This is a genomic window from Ensifer sp. ENS07 (genome assembly GCF_014852185.1).
GTDB classification, from domain to species: domain Bacteria; phylum Pseudomonadota; class Alphaproteobacteria; order Rhizobiales; family Rhizobiaceae; genus Ensifer; species Ensifer adhaerens.
Genome location: NZ_JACVBE010000002.1, coordinates 482,090 through 497,633 on the forward strand (window position 1 = coordinate 482,090; position 15,544 = coordinate 497,633).

The following is a 15,544-nucleotide window of genomic DNA, read 5'->3' on the forward strand; positions in this document are numbered from 1 at the left end:
GCGCAAGCGAAAACCCCGTCCGAACCGGCGGGGTCGATCTGGTCCTTGTGCTTGCTATGCTCTGCGCGCAACGACCGACAGCCCCGGGTGCGGGGCTTTTTTCGCAGTCGTCAGTTTGGCGAGGCGGCAGGTCATGGGCGCGAAGGTCGAACAGTCCGGCTGCATTGTCAAGGAGGACCCGCTCCTAGCGACGACGTGCCTGCGCTCCCCGATCGTCGCAGCAACGCCTCGATCTTGCAATTTTCAGTTGTTTACAGTTACTTGGCCGCATCAAATCCAATCTTGCAGCAGGCCTGGCGAAGGCTGCTGAAGATTGCATGACGCCGTGCGCGGCACGCGCTTCGACAGGCTGATACAGCGCTCGCCGGCAATCCAACCCGCTTAGCCCAAACTTGAGCTTCCGCTCAGTCCGGACGTGAGCTTCCGCTCAGTCCGGACATTCCGCGCCGGTCTCCACCCAGGCCGTGATCAGCGCGGCGAACTCCGGTTGCGAACCGGGCGGCGCGCTGCGGCCCTCACCCGGATGCCAGGCCCAGCCGACCAGGTGATCCTCGCCCATGTGCTTGATGAGATCGGCATGGGAGCGGTTGCCGTTACGCTCGGTGTCCTTCACCTGTTCGCAGATCTCGCGAACGGTGAGGCCCTGCCAGGCCATGCTTTCGGGCGCCAGCTGCCAATGGGCGTTGCCGGGGATGGATTTCAGCCGGCTGCCGACGATCGCCCGGTTCTCCGCGCCGTGGCAGGTGCTGCAGGCAAGGCCGGCCGGCCCCATCGAACTGTCGGCGGCGATCATCAGTGGCACATGCGGGTGCATGTCCTCGCCCTGCGTCGGGCTGCGCGTTGCCGGGTGACAGTTGATGCAGCGCGGATGGGTGAGCACCCGGCTCGCCTCGGCAAAGATCGCCTTCGAGCGGTGGCGCGCGTCGGTGATCGAGGCAAAGTCGGCCGCGCCTTTCAAGGCGCCGCCGCTGGCGGTTTCGGCAAAACCGTTGACCGGCTCGAAAGTGGCGATGAGACCTGCGGCCACGAGCGCGGATGCAAGCGAGAGAGCAAGAGCGGGCCTGTTCATGGTCACACCCTCCTCAGGTCGCCCTGGTCGATCGGCAGGGTTCTGAGCCGCTTGCCGGTCGCCATGAAGATCGCGTTCAGAAGCGCCGGCGCCACGCCGGGCGTGCCCACCTCGCCGATGCCGCCGGGCGCCTCGGCGCTCGGCACGATATGCACCTCGATCGGCGGCGTCTCGTGAATGCGCAGGACAGGCGCATCGTCGAAATTACCTTCGACCACCGCGCCGTTTTCGACGGTGATGCGCCCGTAAAGTGCCGCACTCAGGCCGTAGACGACGCCGCTCTGGATCTGCGCTTCGACCGTGTCCGGGTTGATCACCTGGCCGCAATCGACCGCGCAGACGATACGCTCGGTCTTGAACCTGCCGTTCCCGTCCAGGCTGACTTCGGCGACCATCGCCGCGAAGCTGCCGAAATCCTCGGCAACCGCGATACCCCGCCCCCTGCCCTTGGCAAGCGGGGTCGACCAGCCGGCCTTCTCGGCTGCAAGGTCGAGCGCGCCGAGCAGCCGCGGCTTGTGCTGCAGCAGCCGCCGCCGGTATTCGAGCGGATCGATGCCCGCCAGTTCCGCCAGTTCGTCGATTCCGCATTCGACCGGGGGAATGTTGCGGGTGGCGCCGACACCACGCCAGTTACCGGTGAGCATGCCATCCGGCGCCTCCTGGCGGGCAAAATCGGTCTGCCTGTTTTCGATCGCATAGGGCGTTTCGGCCCCCGCCATCTGGTCGAGGTCGACACCGTCCTTGGTAAAGCCCGGGAACCAGCGCGCCATGACCGACGGGCCGATGACCCGGTGCCGCCAGGAGACCGGCATGCCGTCGGCCCCGAGCGTCGCCGTCACCTTGCTGTAGTTGAGGTAACGATAGCAGTCGTGACGGATGTCCTCCTCCCGGCTCCAGGTCACTTTCACCGGGCCCTTCACCTGCTTGGCGATCTTCGTCGCGAGGATCACGCCGTCGACATCGAGCCTGCGGCCAAAGCCGCCGCCGAGCAAGTGGTTGTGCACCACCACCTTTTCGACCGGCAGGCCGGTAACGTCGGCCGCCGCCTGCCGTGCCCGGCTCATGATCTGCGTCCCCACCCAGACCTCGCAGCCATCGGGGCGCACATGCACGGTGCAATTCATCGGCTCCATGGCGGAATGGGTCAGGATCGGCATGCGGTAGACGAATTCGTGCACCGGCCCATGCTCGGCCTCGGCCTTGGCGACATCGCCTTCGCTGACATGCGGCAGGGCCTTGCCGTCGATCGCCGCATCCATGAGGTGCTCGAGTTCGGCTTGCGAAACCGAGGCGCTCGGCCCCGGATCCCATTCGATCGAAAGGGCCGCGAGCCCCTTCCGCGCAGCGCCGGTATTGTTGGCGACGACCGCGACGGCCTCCTCGATGCGGACCACCTGACTGACGCCCTTGATCGCCATGGCCGGGGCCTCGTCGACTGAGCGCAGCTTGCCGTTGAAGTGCGGACAGATCGCGATCGCCGCATAGGAGACGCCATCCGGGCGGGCATCGATGCCGAATTTCGCCGTGCCGTTCACCTTCTCCGGGCTGTCGAGACGATGCACCGGCTTGCCGATCACCCGGTAGCTGGACGCCGGCTTCAGCGGCACCTCCTGCGGCACGACTTCAGAGGCCGCAGCCGCAATCAGGCTGCCATAGGCGGCGCGCCGGCTGCCGGCGGTCTCGACCACATGTCCCGCCTCGGCCTTGCAGGCGTCGGGCGAAACGCCCCAGTCGCGCGCCGCAGCACCGATGAGCATGATGCGGGCCGCCGCACCCGCCTTGCGCATCTGCTCGTAGACACCGCGGATCGCAAAGGAACCGCCGGTGATCTGGTCGCCCAGCAGCGGATTGGCATATTGCTTGGGGTCGGCCGGCGCATGTTCCAGCACCACCTGGTCGAGCCCGACCTCCAGCTCTTCGGCAAGCATCATCGCGACCGCCGTATAGATGCCCTGCCCCATTTCCACCGAGGGCATGACGAAGGTGATCTTGCCTTCCTGGGGAATGCGGATGAAGGCGTTCGGCGAAAAGGGCTCGCCCGCTGCGACGGCCGCCTGCGGCCTGAACCCGATCACCAGCCCCGCGCCGGTCAGCGATGCGCCGATCAGAAGCTGGCGGCGCGATAAGGAAAGGTTCGTTCTGTCGAAGATGGACATGGCATCACCCCCGCGCCGCAAGCTTGATGGCTGCACGAATGCGCGGATAGGTGCCGCAACGACAGATGTTTCCGGCCATGACGGCATCGATGTCGTCGTCGGTCGGCGTGGGATTGGCGGCAATGAGCGCGGTCGCCGACATGATCTGCCCGGATTGACAGTAGCCGCACTGCACCACGTCGATGTCGAGCCAGGCCTGCTGCACCCGTTTGCCCTCGGGCGTGTCGCCGATGGCCTCGATCGTGGTGATCGGTTTCTCCGCCGCCTCGGACACCGGCATCACGCAGGAGCGCGCCGCCTGCCCGTCGACATGCACCGTGCAGGCGCCGCACATGGCGATGCCGCAGCCGAATTTGGTTCCGGTAAGCCCTATCGTGTCGCGCAGGACCCAGAGCAGAGGGATATCGCCGTCCACATCGACGGCATAGCTCTTTCCATTGACCGTGAGGTTGTAAGGCATGCGACCATCGGCCCCTCAGGGCCGCTCCCCTGTACATGCGAAGGCGCGAAAATACCAACAAGGCGGACGATCGGCCAAATTACATTCTTGTGAGGTCCCGTCGGGAAAATCCCTCCGCCACCGCCGCCGGACGCCATGCGTAGAGGAACGAGCGCTGCTGAAACGAAATCGGGATGCGCCGCGGCTGGTGACCAGCTCAGGCACATCCCGATGATATCAATAGGTTTTTTTAAGCGGAAATCAGAGGAGATTGGTCTCGACGTCGATGTTGCCGCGCACTGCCTTGGAGTAAGGGCAGATATCATGGGCGGCGTGGATGATGTCGTGCGCAACGTCGCGGTCGAGACCATCCAGGCGAACGTTCAGGCGGGCACGCAGGAAATAGGAGCCGTCGTTGACGTTGAGATCGATCTCGGTATCGACCTGCGGCCCGGCCGGGAGCTTCACCTTGCGCTGCAGCGCTGCGAGCTCGATCGCGCCCAGGTAACAGGCCGACCAGGCGGCGCCGAACAGGTTTTCCGCGGCCGGATGCGGCTGGGTGAGCTTGAGTTCCAAAGTGCCGTCTTGGCTGATGGTGCCGCCGTCGCGGCCGCTGGTGTTGTGGGTCTTGCCGGTGAAAAGAAGCTTCTCGGTCATGTCATTTCCTCTCTGTTTGATTTTTTATCGGATCCGCTTTAATCGGATGCGATGTTTATAGATGAAGCGTGAGGCATCGTCAACACCATTGCGATTTAATCGGATACGATTTATATTAAGTGCAGACAACGAAAAGGAAAAAAGATTCCCATGTCCACGTCCAAGACTGCCAAGGACCCTGGCACTGCATCGGCCAAGGGCGGCAAGAAGCTTTCGAACTTCCTGTGCTTTGCGATCTACTCGGCAAATCTTGCCTTCGGCCGCGCCTACAAGCCCCTGCTCGACAAGCTGGGCCTCACCTATACCCAATACGTGACTCTCGTGGCGCTGTCGGAAGAGGACGACCAGACGGTGAGCACGCTTGGTGAAAAGCTCTTTCTGGAATCGAACACGCTGACGCCGATCCTGAAGAAGCTCGAGGCTGACGGTTACCTTCAGCGTCGCCGCGATCCCGCAGACGAACGCCAGGTGCGGCTGACGCTGACGCCGGCCGGCCAGGCGGTGGTGGATGCCGAGCCGGGTGCTGCGCTGACCGACGTGATCGGCCTCGGTGACGACTTTGAGACGGTGCAGCGGTCGGTGGCAAAGCTGCGCGACAACCTGCTAGGCGCTGGTCTGCCCGGAAACCGGAAATAGTGAAGGTCGCTGAAACGCCCGCCTGCCGCTGCCGCGACTATCGCTCGCGCAAAGGCCGGCACGGCGATTGGAGGGGCCAGCATCACGCGCAAGGGCGGCTCTCCGCCGTCCTTGCCGCTTGGCCGGATCAGGCACTCAAGCGCTCACGCGGCACCATCATTTCCGCCGCTTTGGCGTAACCGCCGTCCATGCCGTCGAGAAAATGTAAGTGCGCATCCGGTCGCGCCGACGGCACAAGGCAGGTCATCAGCGCGTGGCTCTGCCGATGCAGCCCGAAGATCACCTCGCCCCGCGCCTTGGCGGCCGCAAGGATCGCCTCGATGCGGTCGATCTGCTCCGTCGTGCAATCCACCGTCAGGCGCAGGCCGTCGTCATATTTGCGAAAATCGGAACTGGCGGCCACTCCCGCCCAGCGCTCGGGCGCAACCCGCACCCGCGCGTCCTTCGGCACACCCATTTCCTCCGGCAGAGGATGCGACTGCCGCGGCCCTTGATCGAAGACAGCGATCACCGCGCGCGCCACGGCGGCAAAGCGCTCGGGCGTCACGTCGTCGGCGGGTTCGGCCAGCAGCGACAGGATCTGCCCCTGCCGGCTTGGAAACGGCCGCCATTCGCAGGCAAGGCCGGTCAGATCCGGTTCGGCACCATGGCTTTCCGGCGAAAGCAGGTAGCGCCCCTCTTTCAACTGCCGCTCCGCCCATTTAAGCCCACCGCCGGCAAACATCGCATAGGTCGCGTTTTCCGATGCGGCATAGCGGGCGATGCGCACATCCTGGCCATGGTCCCTGATATCCCGGACCGTCAGCAGGCCAACGCGCAAATCGAGACCAAACCGGTCCCTTGCGAAGGCGGCGAGCTGCCGCAGCGCCGAAGCTGCCATTGCCGCGCCACCGGGCGCCAGCGCAATGGCCGCGCCATCGCCGCGAAACACGAAGGGAAAATCGAAATCGCCGCGCGCATTGCCGATGGCGGCAATCGCCGAAGCGCCGACATAGTTGACGTCCTCGTAGCGCCCGGCCCGGATCGCGCCGGTGGAACTCACGACGTCGGTGATGCCGATCAGCCAGTCGTCCGGCAGCGGCTCGTAGACATCGGGATCGAGCACGCGGGAAAACTCGCGATAGGCGCGAACGGGCGTAGCGTCACCAGTGTTGTGCATGTCCATTCTCCGTACCGACGAACCGAGCAAACCTCTTGGCCGCCTGCCTCCGGCAAGCGCCTCCGATCATCCGGCACCCCCAAATTAGATCGGACGCGATATAAATACCGAGCAACAGCGGAATGTCAAGATGGCACAATTAAATCGGATACGATAATAATGCCCACGAATCCACGCGATCAAGCCGATACGCTAAAGGTCAGGAAATCGCCACGACCTCGAGCTCCTGGTCGCCGACCGTGACGAGGTCGCCCACTGCCTTGCCCATGAGGATGCGTGCCACCGGCGAGACATAGGAGATCGATCCCGCCTTGGGGTCTGCCTCGTCCTCGCCGACGATCCGGTATTTTTGTACCCGCCCGTCGTCCCGGCTGAAGGTCACCGTGCTGCCAAAGGCGACGATCTCGTTGGAGGCAGGTTCGGGCATCAGCTGTGCGGTGCGCAGCCGTTCGGAGAGATAGCGCACGTCCCGCAAGGGTCCCGCCTGCTGCCGCCGCTTTTCGTTCACGTCGTCGATCGTGGCTGCCGCTTCATAGGCGACCCGCGCCTCCTGCATCTGCGCCTCCAGCGCCGTCAGCCCCGCCTTTGTCACCAGGTTCGGATGCGGCGAAACCGCCCGGTCCGGCAGCAATGTCTCGGCGGCGGTTTCGGCACTTTCTTCCTTGGTGAAGGCAACGCTCAATCTTCAAAACTCCGTATCGCGGGCAAGAGGCCGGCTTCATATCGGCCCCGGACCGGCCTATCAACACTATAAGCCGCTTGCCCGCCCGCCGGCCACCGGAATGTCCATCTCCTGCCGCGTGGCCGAAGCCGGGCCGCGATTGCACCACGCGTACATCCTGCCCTCTCCTAGTCGCCGCCGGAGACCACCAGCTTTTGCTTGGCGCCGCCGCCCGAACGCGCAATCGCGTCCACCACCCGCACACGGAACTCCGCGGGTTCAGCTTCCACCGCCTCGAGTGCCGCACGCACGCCCAGTTCGACGGCAGCGTGGACGGCGGCCGCATCGGCGCCTTCAAACACGGCGATCGCGATTTCCAGACCATCCGGCAGTTGCACGAACTGGAATTGCCGCACCCCGGCCGCACCCGTCAGCGGCGAGCGAAGCCGGTGGGCGTGCACATTGACCATTCCGCCACCGCGCCTGGGCAGCCGCAGCGTCTCTTCTCTTCGTCCGGCAATCGACCCGATCCGCCAGAACGGCAGGCCGCAGCGGCACGGCTCGGTCGCCATCGCCACGATGTCGGAGATCTCGTAGCGCACCAGCGGCAGCGCGCGATTGGCAAGGGTCGTCACCAGCAGCTTCGCGCCCTCCACGCCGTCGGGTACCGGGCGGTCGTCTCCGTCCACCACCTCGAAGACGAAGCTGTCTTCGGCGAGATGCAGCCCGTCGCCAAGCAAGCATTCGTGGCCCATGGGTCCCGCCTCGGTGCAGACATAGCTGTCGGCGATGGCCGCCTGCCAGGTCTCGGCCGCAAGGTCGCGCACCTCCTCCGTCAGCGTCTCGGCGCTGGTTCGCAAAAGCCGCGGCCTGATCCTCAGCCGCCCCGCCTGCTGCTCGCCCACCAGGACACGCACGAAGGACGGATAGGTCGAGATCACCTCGGGCTGGTTCAGGTTGAGGCCCTCCACGATCTCCTCGATCGGCATCAGCACGTTGAACCGGGGCGCCGGCGGCCTCAACGCCCGAAGCTCCACGCCGATATGGTAGGAAATATGGACCGGCGACGAGGCGAATATGGCAACACTGCGCGTCGTCTCGTCGATGCCGACGATCGCCTGGAAACGCACCATGTTGGCGATGGCCGATAGCCAGGCTGCGGGATCGAAGACCGCGACCCCACGCTCGCCGGTCGTGCCGCCCGTGGCAACGGCTCTGTATTCACCAAGCAGAAGCGAGCCGGAAGACTGTCCGCCGAGATGCCCCTCGACCAGTTGCCGGCTCAGCCTCGGGTCGGTAACGATCCGGTCGAAATTCTCCATAAGCGCCCGCTTCGTCAGCACGGGCAGATCCTTGAGTGCGGCCCCCTGCGCCAAGCGGTCGCCAATGGTTTCGCGATAGTAGGGTGACGCACTGACCGCATGCTTCAGGGCGGATTGCAGCGCGCCGCCTTGAAACGATCGCAACAGCTCCCGCGACCATTCCGAGCGCAGCAGACGCTCCTGTGCCGCCTTCAGCAGAAGGTCGCGATCGAGCGTCGGAGACGCGACGGTGACTGGCGACATCGGATCAATCCTCGTGTCCTGCTTCAGCCTGGAACCGCGCCAACTGCAAACCGGGCACGGTCAAAACGTTGGCATGCGGACGAACCGTCGCTCCGGCAGATGGAACCGGAGCCCCTTGCCGCGGAAAGCGGAAACGGCCCGCCTGCCCGCTGCAACCGAGATTTGCGGCGAAACGTCCAATTGCACCTCAGGGCCTTGATTGTATCGCGAAAGCGGGGATCTATGCGGCTGCAACGCGAAAAAGCCGCCCCGCCCCAGTCTCGACGCAGGGCGACCAGGCTTCGGCCGGATTCGTCGCGGCACGATCAGGAGGAGAAAAACAGTTGGCCGAGCCGTTTGTCGTCTACGGAGCCGCAGGCTCAGGATCGGTTCCGATCGAGGCGGTTTTGAGCCTCATCGGCGTGCCCTACCGCGTCGAGGAACACGCCCCCTGGGAAGGAAAGCAGGAGGCGGACAGGCTGGCGCGCATCAATCCCCTGCGCCAGGTTCCGGCCCTCGCACTCCCGACCGGCGAACTGATGACCGAAAGTGCCGCGATCCTGCTCTGGCTTGCCGACGCACACCCTCAGAGCCGTCTGGCCCCGGCGATAACCGACCCAAAACGGCCGGCGTTTCTCCGATGGATGACCTTCGTATCCGCCGCCATCTACGCGCTCTATTGGATCACCGACAACCCGTCCCGCATCGCCGAACGGGAAGAGGACCACGCAACCGTCAAGGCCCGCGTGTTCGACCGCGTCGCCCATTGCTGGCAGCGAATGGGCGCGGAACTGCAACCGGGCAAATACCTTCTCGGCGATGAACTGTCGGTCCTCGACCTCTACGTCGCCACTGCCTCGCGCTGGTCACCCGGCCGCCGCCGCTTCTACGAGGTCGCCCCGACCCTTGCCGACATCGTCCGCCGCGTCGATACCGATCCGAAGCTCGCGACGCTCTGGGCGGAACGCTTTCCGTTTACCGAGGGCTGGGAGCGTTGAGGGCAGGAAACCTCGTTGATGTCGTCGCTGCAGCCGCAGCGCGATGGACATCCGGCCGACCGCTCAGAGCGGCATTCTGCCCTCCACGATGGCCCTGAAATAGGCCACGCCGAAAGGAATGGCATCGTCATTGAAATCGAACCGCGCATCATGCACCGACGCGCTGTCGCCATTGCCGATCAGCATGATGTTGCCTGGGCGCGCTTCGAGCATGAAGGCAAAGTCCTCCGAGCCCATCAGCGGCTCCAGAGCGTCGTTGACGTGCGCGTCTCCGACCAGGGATCGCGCCACGCTGACGGCAAAGGCGGTCTCGCTGCCATGGTTCACGGTCGGCGGAAACATGCGTTTGTAGGTGACCGTGGCGCTGGCTCCGTAGGCCTCGGCAATCCGTTGCGCGATGGAGGTAACGCGCGCCTCTATCAGGTCTCTCGTGCCGGGATCGTAGGTCCTGGCCGTCCCGCCCATCTCGGCCGATTGGGGGATGACGTTGCCGGCCTTGCCTCCTGCCATCCAGCCGACCGTGACCACGGCACACTGACGCGGATGGACGTTGCGGGAAACGATCGTCTGCAAGGCCAGAAGTATGTTGGCGCCGACCACCAGCGGATCGACGCTGACGTGCGGGGAAGCGCCATGTGCGCCCTTGCCGTCGATCCTGATCCTGAAGCCATCGGCCGAAGCGGCCAGAGGTCCACAAGCGGTGGCAAACTGCCCGATCGGCAAACCGGGCTCCGTGTGCATGGCATAGATCTCGTTGATTCCGAAACGCTCCATAAGGCCATCGTCGATCATGGCCTTGCCACCGCCGCCGCCCTCTTCGGCCGGCTGAAAGACGACCACGGCCGTGCCGTCAAATGCTCGCGCCTCGGCCAATTCCCGCGCGGCCCCCAGCAACATCGCCGTGTGGCCGTCATGACCGCAGGCGTGCATGACGCCCGTTGTCCTTGACGACCAGGCGGCCCCTGTCGCCTCCTCGATTGGCAAGGCATCCATATCCGCCCGCTGGCCAATCACCCTGCCGCTCGACCGCTTCTGGCCGTGGATAACGCCCACGACGCCCGTCCGACCGATGCCGGTCACGACCTCGTCGCATCCGAACGCGGCGAGTTTGGAACGCACGAGCTCCGCCGTCCTGTGGACGTCGAACTGCAACTCCGGATGGGCATGAATGTCGCGCCGCCAGGCAACGACATCGCCATAATCGGAACCGACGGCCGGCATGGAGCCTCCCTTTTCCTGAGCTTGCGGCTGCAAATGGCTCGGCGGTGAAAGATATGGCGTTTGTGAAGGGATGCAACCTGCGCCCTCCATACAACCGGTCGGCTTGTCACGTGGCGACCGCATGATATGCATTCGGCCTGTTCACCATGAGCACCCCATGACCGACGAAGCCCCACCACCGCTCCTGACCGAAGACGACCTGCGCCACATCACCCGCTGGGCGATCCTCTGCGCCGCCCGCGCCCTGCCGGTCTTCGAGGCGGCGGTACCGGGCGATACCCGGCCGCGCGAGGCGATCGCCGCGGCTGTCGCCTTTGCCGAGGGCGGTCCGCGCACGGCCGTCTTGCGCAAAGCCGCCTGGGGCGCCCAGGCAGCGGCGCGCGCGGTTGACGATCCCGCTGCCAAGGCTGCCGCCCGCGCGGCCATTGCTGCGGCCGGTGCGCCCTACACCCACCCGATCGAGACGCCGCACCAGATCAACCATGTGCTCGGCCCCGCCGCCTACGCCATCCAGGCGCTGTCGATCGGAACAGCCGACGAGGCAGCCGCCACCGAAACGGAACTCCGGCAGCTGATCGCGCTCGCATCGACGGAAATCCGAGGCATCGTCGGCAAGTTGCCGGGACGAAAGCCCAGCAAAGGCGCCTTTCACGCCCTGCTCTACCGGCTCGACACGGCGCTGCGTCGCTGATCGCGGATCAGGAACCCTCGCTCCGCCACCCATTTGCAGGATCCCGATCCGTCGGGCCTCCCCGCTCCTTTTTCGCCTCGTCACTGAGCCAGGCGATCACGGTTTGAAGGCTGGGCGACTTTCGGTAGCGCGGCCAGACCAGATAGAAGTCCGAGGGCCCGGTCATCGAGCCCTCGAACAGCCGGATGAGCCGCCCTTCGGCGAGATCGCGCGCGACGAAATCGCGGTTGGCAAGAACGATCCCCTGGCCTGCCGTCGCCGCCTCGATCGCGTGCGAGGTCTGGTTGAAGCTGATGCCCTTGAACGAGGCCTGCCGGCTGCCACCGAAATGCCGCTCGATGAACTCCGGCCAGAAATTATGGGCGTCGTGCAGCAGCGTGTAGCCGGCCAGTTCCTCGGCGGTTTTCGGCGCCGGCCGCCCGGCAAGCAGCATCGGGCTGCAGACCGCGACGATCTCCTGCTCGAAAAGCAGTTCCACCGCAAGCCCCGGCCCGAAGGGTGGCCGCCCATAGCGCACGGCGAGATCAACGCCATCGGCCTGGAAGCTCGACATGCGGTCGGTCGCCAGAATATGCAGGTCGAGATCCGGATGCCGCGCGGTGAAATCGGGCAGGCGCGGGATCAGCCATCGCGACGCGAAGGACGGGGTGGTGCTGATCGTCAGCCGCACCGGCTGGGGCTTCAGCCCGTCGGTCGCCCGCGCGATGATCTCCAGCGCCCGCCTGACATCGGCGATATAGGCGCGTCCCTCGCCGGTCAGCGCCAGCGCGCGCGGCAACCGCTCGAAGAGTTTGACCCCAAGCTCGGCCTCGAGCCCGCGGATCTGCTGGGCGACGGCCCCTTGCGTCACGCCCAGCTCCTCGGCTGCGAGGCGAAAGTTCAGGTGACGCGCGGCCACCTCGAACACTTTCACCCCATTCAGCGAAGGGAGCTTTCCCGGTGCATCACTCATCGGATAGTTTTTCTACTGCCATATGAAAGCGAAATTGCTTCGTCGTCGCATGGAGGAGATGGTATTTCAATGGCAGCACCCGCGAAAGCGGCATTCCACGAATATGGATGAGGAGATTGGTAAAATGGCAGTAGAAAAAGTGGCCGTAATCACCGCCGGCGGCTCAGGCATGGGTGCCGAGAGCGCCAGGCGTCTGGCAGCCGATGGCTACAAGGTTGCGATCCTCTCCTCCTCCGGCAAGGGCGAGGCGCTCGCCGCCGAGCTCGGCGGCATCGGTATCACCGGCTCCAACCAGTCGAACGACGACCTGAAGCGTCTTGTCGATGCGGCCATGGAAAAATGGGGCCGGATCGACGTGCTGGTCAACAGCGCCGGCCATGGCCCGCGCGCCCAGATCCTCGAAATCACCGACGAGCAGTGGCACACCGGCCTCGACGTCTACCTGATGAACGTCATCCGCCCGGTCCGCCTCGTCACGCCGATCATGCAGAAGCAGAAGGCGGGCGCGATCATCAACATCTCCACCGCCTGGGCCTTCGAGCCCTCGCCGATGTTCCCGACCTCCGCCGTCTTCCGCGCCGGTCTTGCCTCCTACACCAAGATCTTCGCCGACACCTATGCGGCCGACAATGTGCGCATGAACAACGTTTTGCCCGGCTGGATCGACAGCCTGCCGGCGACCGAAGAGCGCCGCGATGCAGTGCCGATGAAGCGCTACGGCACCAGCGCCGAGATCGCCGCCACCGTCGCCTTTCTCGCCTCTGATGGTGCCGCCTACATCACCGGCCAGAACCTGAAGGTGGATGGCGGCCTGACGCGTTCGGTCTGAACGCGAGCCACCCCTTTTACTCCCGTCGCGCGCCTCTCAGGGGCGCGCGCCAGCCATTGTCGTACCCCGCTCAGGCCGTCACGGCCGGCGCGGCGTTGATGGCAGCATCGGCAAGCCGATCGGCGGCGGGTGCCCTCAACGGCAACGTCAGGGTCACGCGGAAATGGGCCGGGGAGACCGGTCCGGCGATGAGCGAACCGCCCTCGGGGAAGCGCGCCTTGACACGCTCTTCGACATTCGCAAGCCCCACACCGAGCCCGGATCGCTTGACCATCGGCAGGACTTCGCCGGCATCGGACACGTTGTCGACCGAAAGCTGCAGCCGGTCCTCCTCCTGCGACGCGCTGATCGTGATCTTCAGATCGCCGGACGAGCGCCCGAGCCCATGCTTCACGGCATTCTCGACGAGCGGCTGCAGGATCAGGCTCGGCACCAGCGCCGTTCTCAGCTCCTGCGGAATGTCGAGCGTGACGCTGATGCGATCGGAGAACCGCTCTTTCTCGATCGCCAGATATTCCGATTGCAGCGCCAGTTCCTCCGAAAGCGCCAGATCCCGCAGAGGATCCATCTCCAGCGTCTTTCGCAGAAACGACGACAGCGAAAGCACCACGCGGCTCGCCTGAGAGGAGGCGCCCTCCTCGATCAGACCGACGATCGAGTTCAGCGTGTTGAACAGGAAGTGCGGATTGATCTGGTAGTAGAGCGCCTGCATCTTCGCGGTCAGCGCCTCTTCGCGCGAGATCGCCAGCCGGCGCTCCTGCGCCCGGACCTTCAGATTGTACATGTAGGCGATGAAGAAGCAGGACCAGCCGAAGAACAGCGAGACGCCGTAAAACAGCGTGTAGCAGAAGTTCTCGATCGTATAGTCGACACCGACTGCGGGCTTCACATAGGTGAACAGGTGATAGTCGATGGTGGTTGCAACCGTCGACGCCAGAATGGACAGGACGGCCGACACGAAAACCTGGGCTGCGATGTTCCGCGCGCGCATCATCGCCACGATGTGCGAAATCATCAGCGTGATCAGCACGCAAACCAGCGACACCACGAGCTTGATCGGCGCGTAGTCGACCGGATTGACGCCCAGCACCACCCAGAGCCCGCCGGTCATGAAGAACTCGGCCGCCCAGAAGGAGAGCACGAGCTTGATCACGCGTGAGAAGAACGCCGCGGCGCTCGTGTCCGAATGGTCCATGTCGAAGGTTTTTCGGTAGAAACTTCCAAGCACCATTGTTCCGGCCACCATCCGCATTCGGTCATTCGCGTCGTTCAATCTATTTGCCTCAATTAGCGAAAATCAACCAATGCAGGCAAATCAACCTTTGTACGCCACAGGAATAGAAGGCGCTGCGGGCGCGCTGAGGTTCCCCTGCGCGGCCACACAGACGCCAGCATAGTGGTCAAGTCGGCCCCCTCAGTCGCTTCGCCGGGCCACCCTCTGTGCGCATGTTCGTCGCTATCCCGTTGTCTTTCCTTGAGAAGCTCCTATTTCCCTGACGAAACCGCGAAAAAGGAGTTCCGCATGAACCGAAACGGCCTCTATCTCGTCATCGCCCTGCTTGCCGTCGCCGTCGTCGGCCTCGGCATCTATGTCTACCAGGAAGAGACGAAGCCGGGCGTCGAGATCAAGATCGGCCAGGACGGCGTTTCGGTTCAGGAAAACTAAGGACGCAGGCAACAGACGCGAACGACGAAGCGGGAACGGACCTCAACCGGCCGCCGCGTGAACGCGTTGCGCTGCCAGAGCCGCCTGTTGACCATGGCAAAGGCCTCGCCCTATACCGAACCTGCTCGCCTGAACTGAGCAGAGGAATTGTCGATGCTGGAGCTTGTTCTCACCCACTGAGCGTCTCGACCGGTCGAGACGCGAAACCGCGCCACCGGCGAACGATACCCGTCGTTCGCGGTCGACAGCGCGCGACTGAAGGGTTTCAAGAACAGGTTTTTGACAATGACCACCATCGACATACGCTCCGAACGAGCGACTGACATCGCAACCATCCGGCAGATCACCAAGGCCGCTTTTGCGCCGATGGCCTATAGCAGCCAGACGGAGGCCGAAATCATCGACGCGCTGCGCAACGCCGGCGCCTTGACGATCTCGCTGGTCGCCCTCGACCAGGGCGAAATCATCGGTCACGTCGCCTTCTCCCCGGTCACGATCGACGGGGAGGACAAGGGCTGGTTCGGTCTCGGCCCCGTCTCCGTCAGGCCCGACCACCAGAAGAGCGGTACCGGCGGCAGGCTGATCCGCGAAGGCCTTGCGCGCCTTGCAAAGACCGGCGCCAAGGGCTGCGTCGTTCTCGGCGAGCCCGACTACTACAAACGCTTCGGCTTCGAGAACCACGCCGGCCTGCGCCTTGAAGGCGTACCGGCCGAATACTTCATGGCAAAGGCGTTCGAAGGTCCGGTACCGTCAGGGCGCGTCAGCTTCCACGCGGGCTTTGATGCAAGCTGATTGACCTGACGACATGCCTCGGAGCGCGATGTGGAAGCACATCGCGCTCCGATACTCGCCTGCTTCCTCGTCGC

General features: G+C 64.5%; 16 protein-coding genes. 6 read left to right on the forward strand and 10 right to left on the reverse strand.

What is annotated here, in order from left to right; all coding sequences use genetic code 11:
• Positions 1 to 427: 427 nt before the first annotated feature.
• The 4 genes from IB277_RS09480 to IB277_RS09495 form a co-directional block, all read right to left on the reverse strand.
• Positions 428 to 1,069: an Isoquinoline 1-oxidoreductase subunit gene (locus IB277_RS09480; protein ID WP_192370956.1), complete on the reverse strand. Its 642-nt coding sequence runs from the start codon at positions 1,067 to 1,069 to the stop codon at positions 428 to 430.
• Between the two features lie 2 nt (positions 1,070 to 1,071).
• Entirely contained in the window at positions 1,072 to 3,225 is a 2,154-nt protein-coding gene (locus IB277_RS09485) for a molybdopterin cofactor-binding domain-containing protein (protein ID WP_060516123.1), read from the reverse strand.
• 4 nt (positions 3,226 to 3,229) lie between these two features.
• Entirely contained in the window at positions 3,230 to 3,685 is a 456-nt protein-coding gene (locus tag IB277_RS09490) for a (2Fe-2S)-binding protein (RefSeq protein WP_034793355.1), read from the reverse strand.
• Positions 3,686 to 3,925: 240 nt separating this feature from the next.
• Positions 3,926 to 4,321 carry an Ohr family peroxiredoxin gene (locus IB277_RS09495; protein WP_034793353.1) on the reverse strand — a complete coding sequence of 132 codons (396 nt, stop codon included), beginning with the start codon at positions 4,319 to 4,321 and terminating at the stop codon, positions 3,926 to 3,928.
• Between the two features lie 150 nt (positions 4,322 to 4,471).
• Here IB277_RS09495 and IB277_RS09500 point away from each other — a divergent pair, with 150 nt between their 5' ends.
• Positions 4,472 to 4,957, forward strand: a complete 486-nt coding sequence (locus IB277_RS09500) for a MarR family winged helix-turn-helix transcriptional regulator (RefSeq protein ID WP_113294333.1) — start codon at positions 4,472 to 4,474, stop codon at positions 4,955 to 4,957.
• A gap of 127 nt (positions 4,958 to 5,084) precedes the next feature.
• On the opposite strand, the gene IB277_RS09505 is transcribed toward IB277_RS09500, so the two are convergent.
• The 3 genes from IB277_RS09505 to IB277_RS09515 form a co-directional block, all read right to left on the reverse strand.
• On the reverse strand, positions 5,085 to 6,116 hold the full coding sequence (locus IB277_RS09505) for a DUF3095 family protein (protein WP_192370957.1): 1,032 nt from the start codon (positions 6,114 to 6,116) through the stop codon (positions 5,085 to 5,087).
• A gap of 199 nt (positions 6,117 to 6,315) precedes the next feature.
• Entirely contained in the window at positions 6,316 to 6,798 is a 483-nt protein-coding gene (gene greA / locus IB277_RS09510; RefSeq protein ID WP_060583309.1) for a transcription elongation factor GreA, read from the reverse strand.
• A gap of 167 nt (positions 6,799 to 6,965) precedes the next feature.
• The gene (locus IB277_RS09515) at positions 6,966 to 8,342 is read right to left on the reverse strand and encodes a phenylacetate--CoA ligase family protein (RefSeq protein WP_246812719.1); all 1,377 of its coding nucleotides are present in this window, start codon (positions 8,340 to 8,342) and stop codon (positions 6,966 to 6,968) included.
• A gap of 323 nt (positions 8,343 to 8,665) precedes the next feature.
• On the opposite strand from IB277_RS09515, the gene IB277_RS09520 reads away from it, so the two are divergent.
• Positions 8,666 to 9,319, forward strand: a complete 654-nt coding sequence (locus tag IB277_RS09520) for a glutathione S-transferase family protein (RefSeq protein ID WP_192370958.1) — start codon at positions 8,666 to 8,668, stop codon at positions 9,317 to 9,319.
• A gap of 63 nt (positions 9,320 to 9,382) precedes the next feature.
• Here IB277_RS09520 and IB277_RS09525 read toward each other — a convergent pair whose 3' ends face one another.
• On the reverse strand, positions 9,383 to 10,540 hold the full coding sequence (locus tag IB277_RS09525; RefSeq protein WP_110818633.1) for a M20 aminoacylase family protein: 1,158 nt from the start codon (positions 10,538 to 10,540) through the stop codon (positions 9,383 to 9,385).
• A gap of 157 nt (positions 10,541 to 10,697) precedes the next feature.
• On the opposite strand from IB277_RS09525, the gene IB277_RS09530 reads away from it, so the two are divergent.
• The gene (locus tag IB277_RS09530; protein ID WP_110818634.1) at positions 10,698 to 11,231 is read left to right on the forward strand and encodes a putative immunity protein; all 534 of its coding nucleotides are present in this window, start codon (positions 10,698 to 10,700) and stop codon (positions 11,229 to 11,231) included.
• A gap of 7 nt (positions 11,232 to 11,238) precedes the next feature.
• Here the strand turns inward: IB277_RS09530 and gcvA are convergent, their stop codons facing one another.
• Positions 11,239 to 12,183, reverse strand: coding sequence for a transcriptional regulator GcvA (gcvA, locus tag IB277_RS09535; RefSeq protein ID WP_110818635.1), 945 nt, complete (start codon positions 12,181 to 12,183; stop codon positions 11,239 to 11,241).
• Between the two features lie 124 nt (positions 12,184 to 12,307).
• Here gcvA and IB277_RS09540 point away from each other — a divergent pair, with 124 nt between their 5' ends.
• Entirely contained in the window at positions 12,308 to 13,012 is a 705-nt protein-coding gene (locus IB277_RS09540) for an SDR family oxidoreductase (protein WP_034793321.1), read from the forward strand.
• A gap of 70 nt (positions 13,013 to 13,082) precedes the next feature.
• Here IB277_RS09540 and IB277_RS09545 read toward each other — a convergent pair whose 3' ends face one another.
• On the reverse strand, positions 13,083 to 14,285 hold the full coding sequence (locus IB277_RS09545) for a sensor histidine kinase (protein WP_110818636.1): 1,203 nt from the start codon (positions 14,283 to 14,285) through the stop codon (positions 13,083 to 13,085).
• Between the two features lie 249 nt (positions 14,286 to 14,534).
• Between IB277_RS09545 and IB277_RS09550 the strand changes: the two genes are divergently transcribed.
• Both IB277_RS09550 and IB277_RS09555 read left to right on the forward strand, forming a co-directional pair.
• On the forward strand, positions 14,535 to 14,678 hold the full coding sequence (locus IB277_RS09550) for a hypothetical protein (RefSeq protein WP_034793319.1): 144 nt from the start codon (positions 14,535 to 14,537) through the stop codon (positions 14,676 to 14,678).
• A gap of 294 nt (positions 14,679 to 14,972) precedes the next feature.
• Positions 14,973 to 15,470, forward strand: a complete 498-nt coding sequence (locus IB277_RS09555; RefSeq protein ID WP_192371012.1) for a GNAT family N-acetyltransferase — start codon at positions 14,973 to 14,975, stop codon at positions 15,468 to 15,470.
• Positions 15,471 to 15,544 lie beyond the last annotated feature (74 nt).

What these genes read in the sequence shown, in the direction of transcription:
- IB277_RS09480 (WP_192370956.1), bottom strand. Translation starts at nt 1,069, where the DNA reads ATGAACAGGCCCGCTCTTGCTCTCTCGCTTGCATCCGCGCTCGTGGCC.
- IB277_RS09485 (WP_060516123.1), bottom strand. Translation starts at nt 3,225, where the DNA reads ATGTCCATCTTCGACAGAACGAACCTTTCCTTATCGCGCCGCCAGCTT.
- IB277_RS09490 (WP_034793355.1), bottom strand. Translation starts at nt 3,685, where the DNA reads ATGCCTTACAACCTCACGGTCAATGGAAAGAGCTATGCCGTCGATGTG.
- IB277_RS09495 (WP_034793353.1), bottom strand. Translation starts at nt 4,321, where the DNA reads ATGACCGAGAAGCTTCTTTTCACCGGCAAGACCCACAACACCAGCGGC.
- IB277_RS09500 (WP_113294333.1), top strand. Translation starts at nt 4,472, where the DNA reads ATGTCCACGTCCAAGACTGCCAAGGACCCTGGCACTGCATCGGCCAAG.
- IB277_RS09505 (WP_192370957.1), bottom strand. Translation starts at nt 6,116, where the DNA reads ATGCACAACACTGGTGACGCTACGCCCGTTCGCGCCTATCGCGAGTTT.
- IB277_RS09515 (WP_246812719.1), bottom strand. Translation starts at nt 8,342, where the DNA reads ATGTCGCCAGTCACCGTCGCGTCTCCGACGCTCGATCGCGACCTTCTG.
- IB277_RS09525 (WP_110818633.1), bottom strand. Translation starts at nt 10,540, where the DNA reads ATGCCGGCCGTCGGTTCCGATTATGGCGATGTCGTTGCCTGGCGGCGC.
- IB277_RS09530 (WP_110818634.1), top strand. Translation starts at nt 10,698, where the DNA reads ATGACCGACGAAGCCCCACCACCGCTCCTGACCGAAGACGACCTGCGC.
- gcvA (WP_110818635.1), bottom strand. Translation starts at nt 12,183, where the DNA reads ATGAGTGATGCACCGGGAAAGCTCCCTTCGCTGAATGGGGTGAAAGTG.
- IB277_RS09540 (WP_034793321.1), top strand. Translation starts at nt 12,308, where the DNA reads ATGGCAGTAGAAAAAGTGGCCGTAATCACCGCCGGCGGCTCAGGCATG.
- IB277_RS09550 (WP_034793319.1), top strand. Translation starts at nt 14,535, where the DNA reads ATGAACCGAAACGGCCTCTATCTCGTCATCGCCCTGCTTGCCGTCGCC.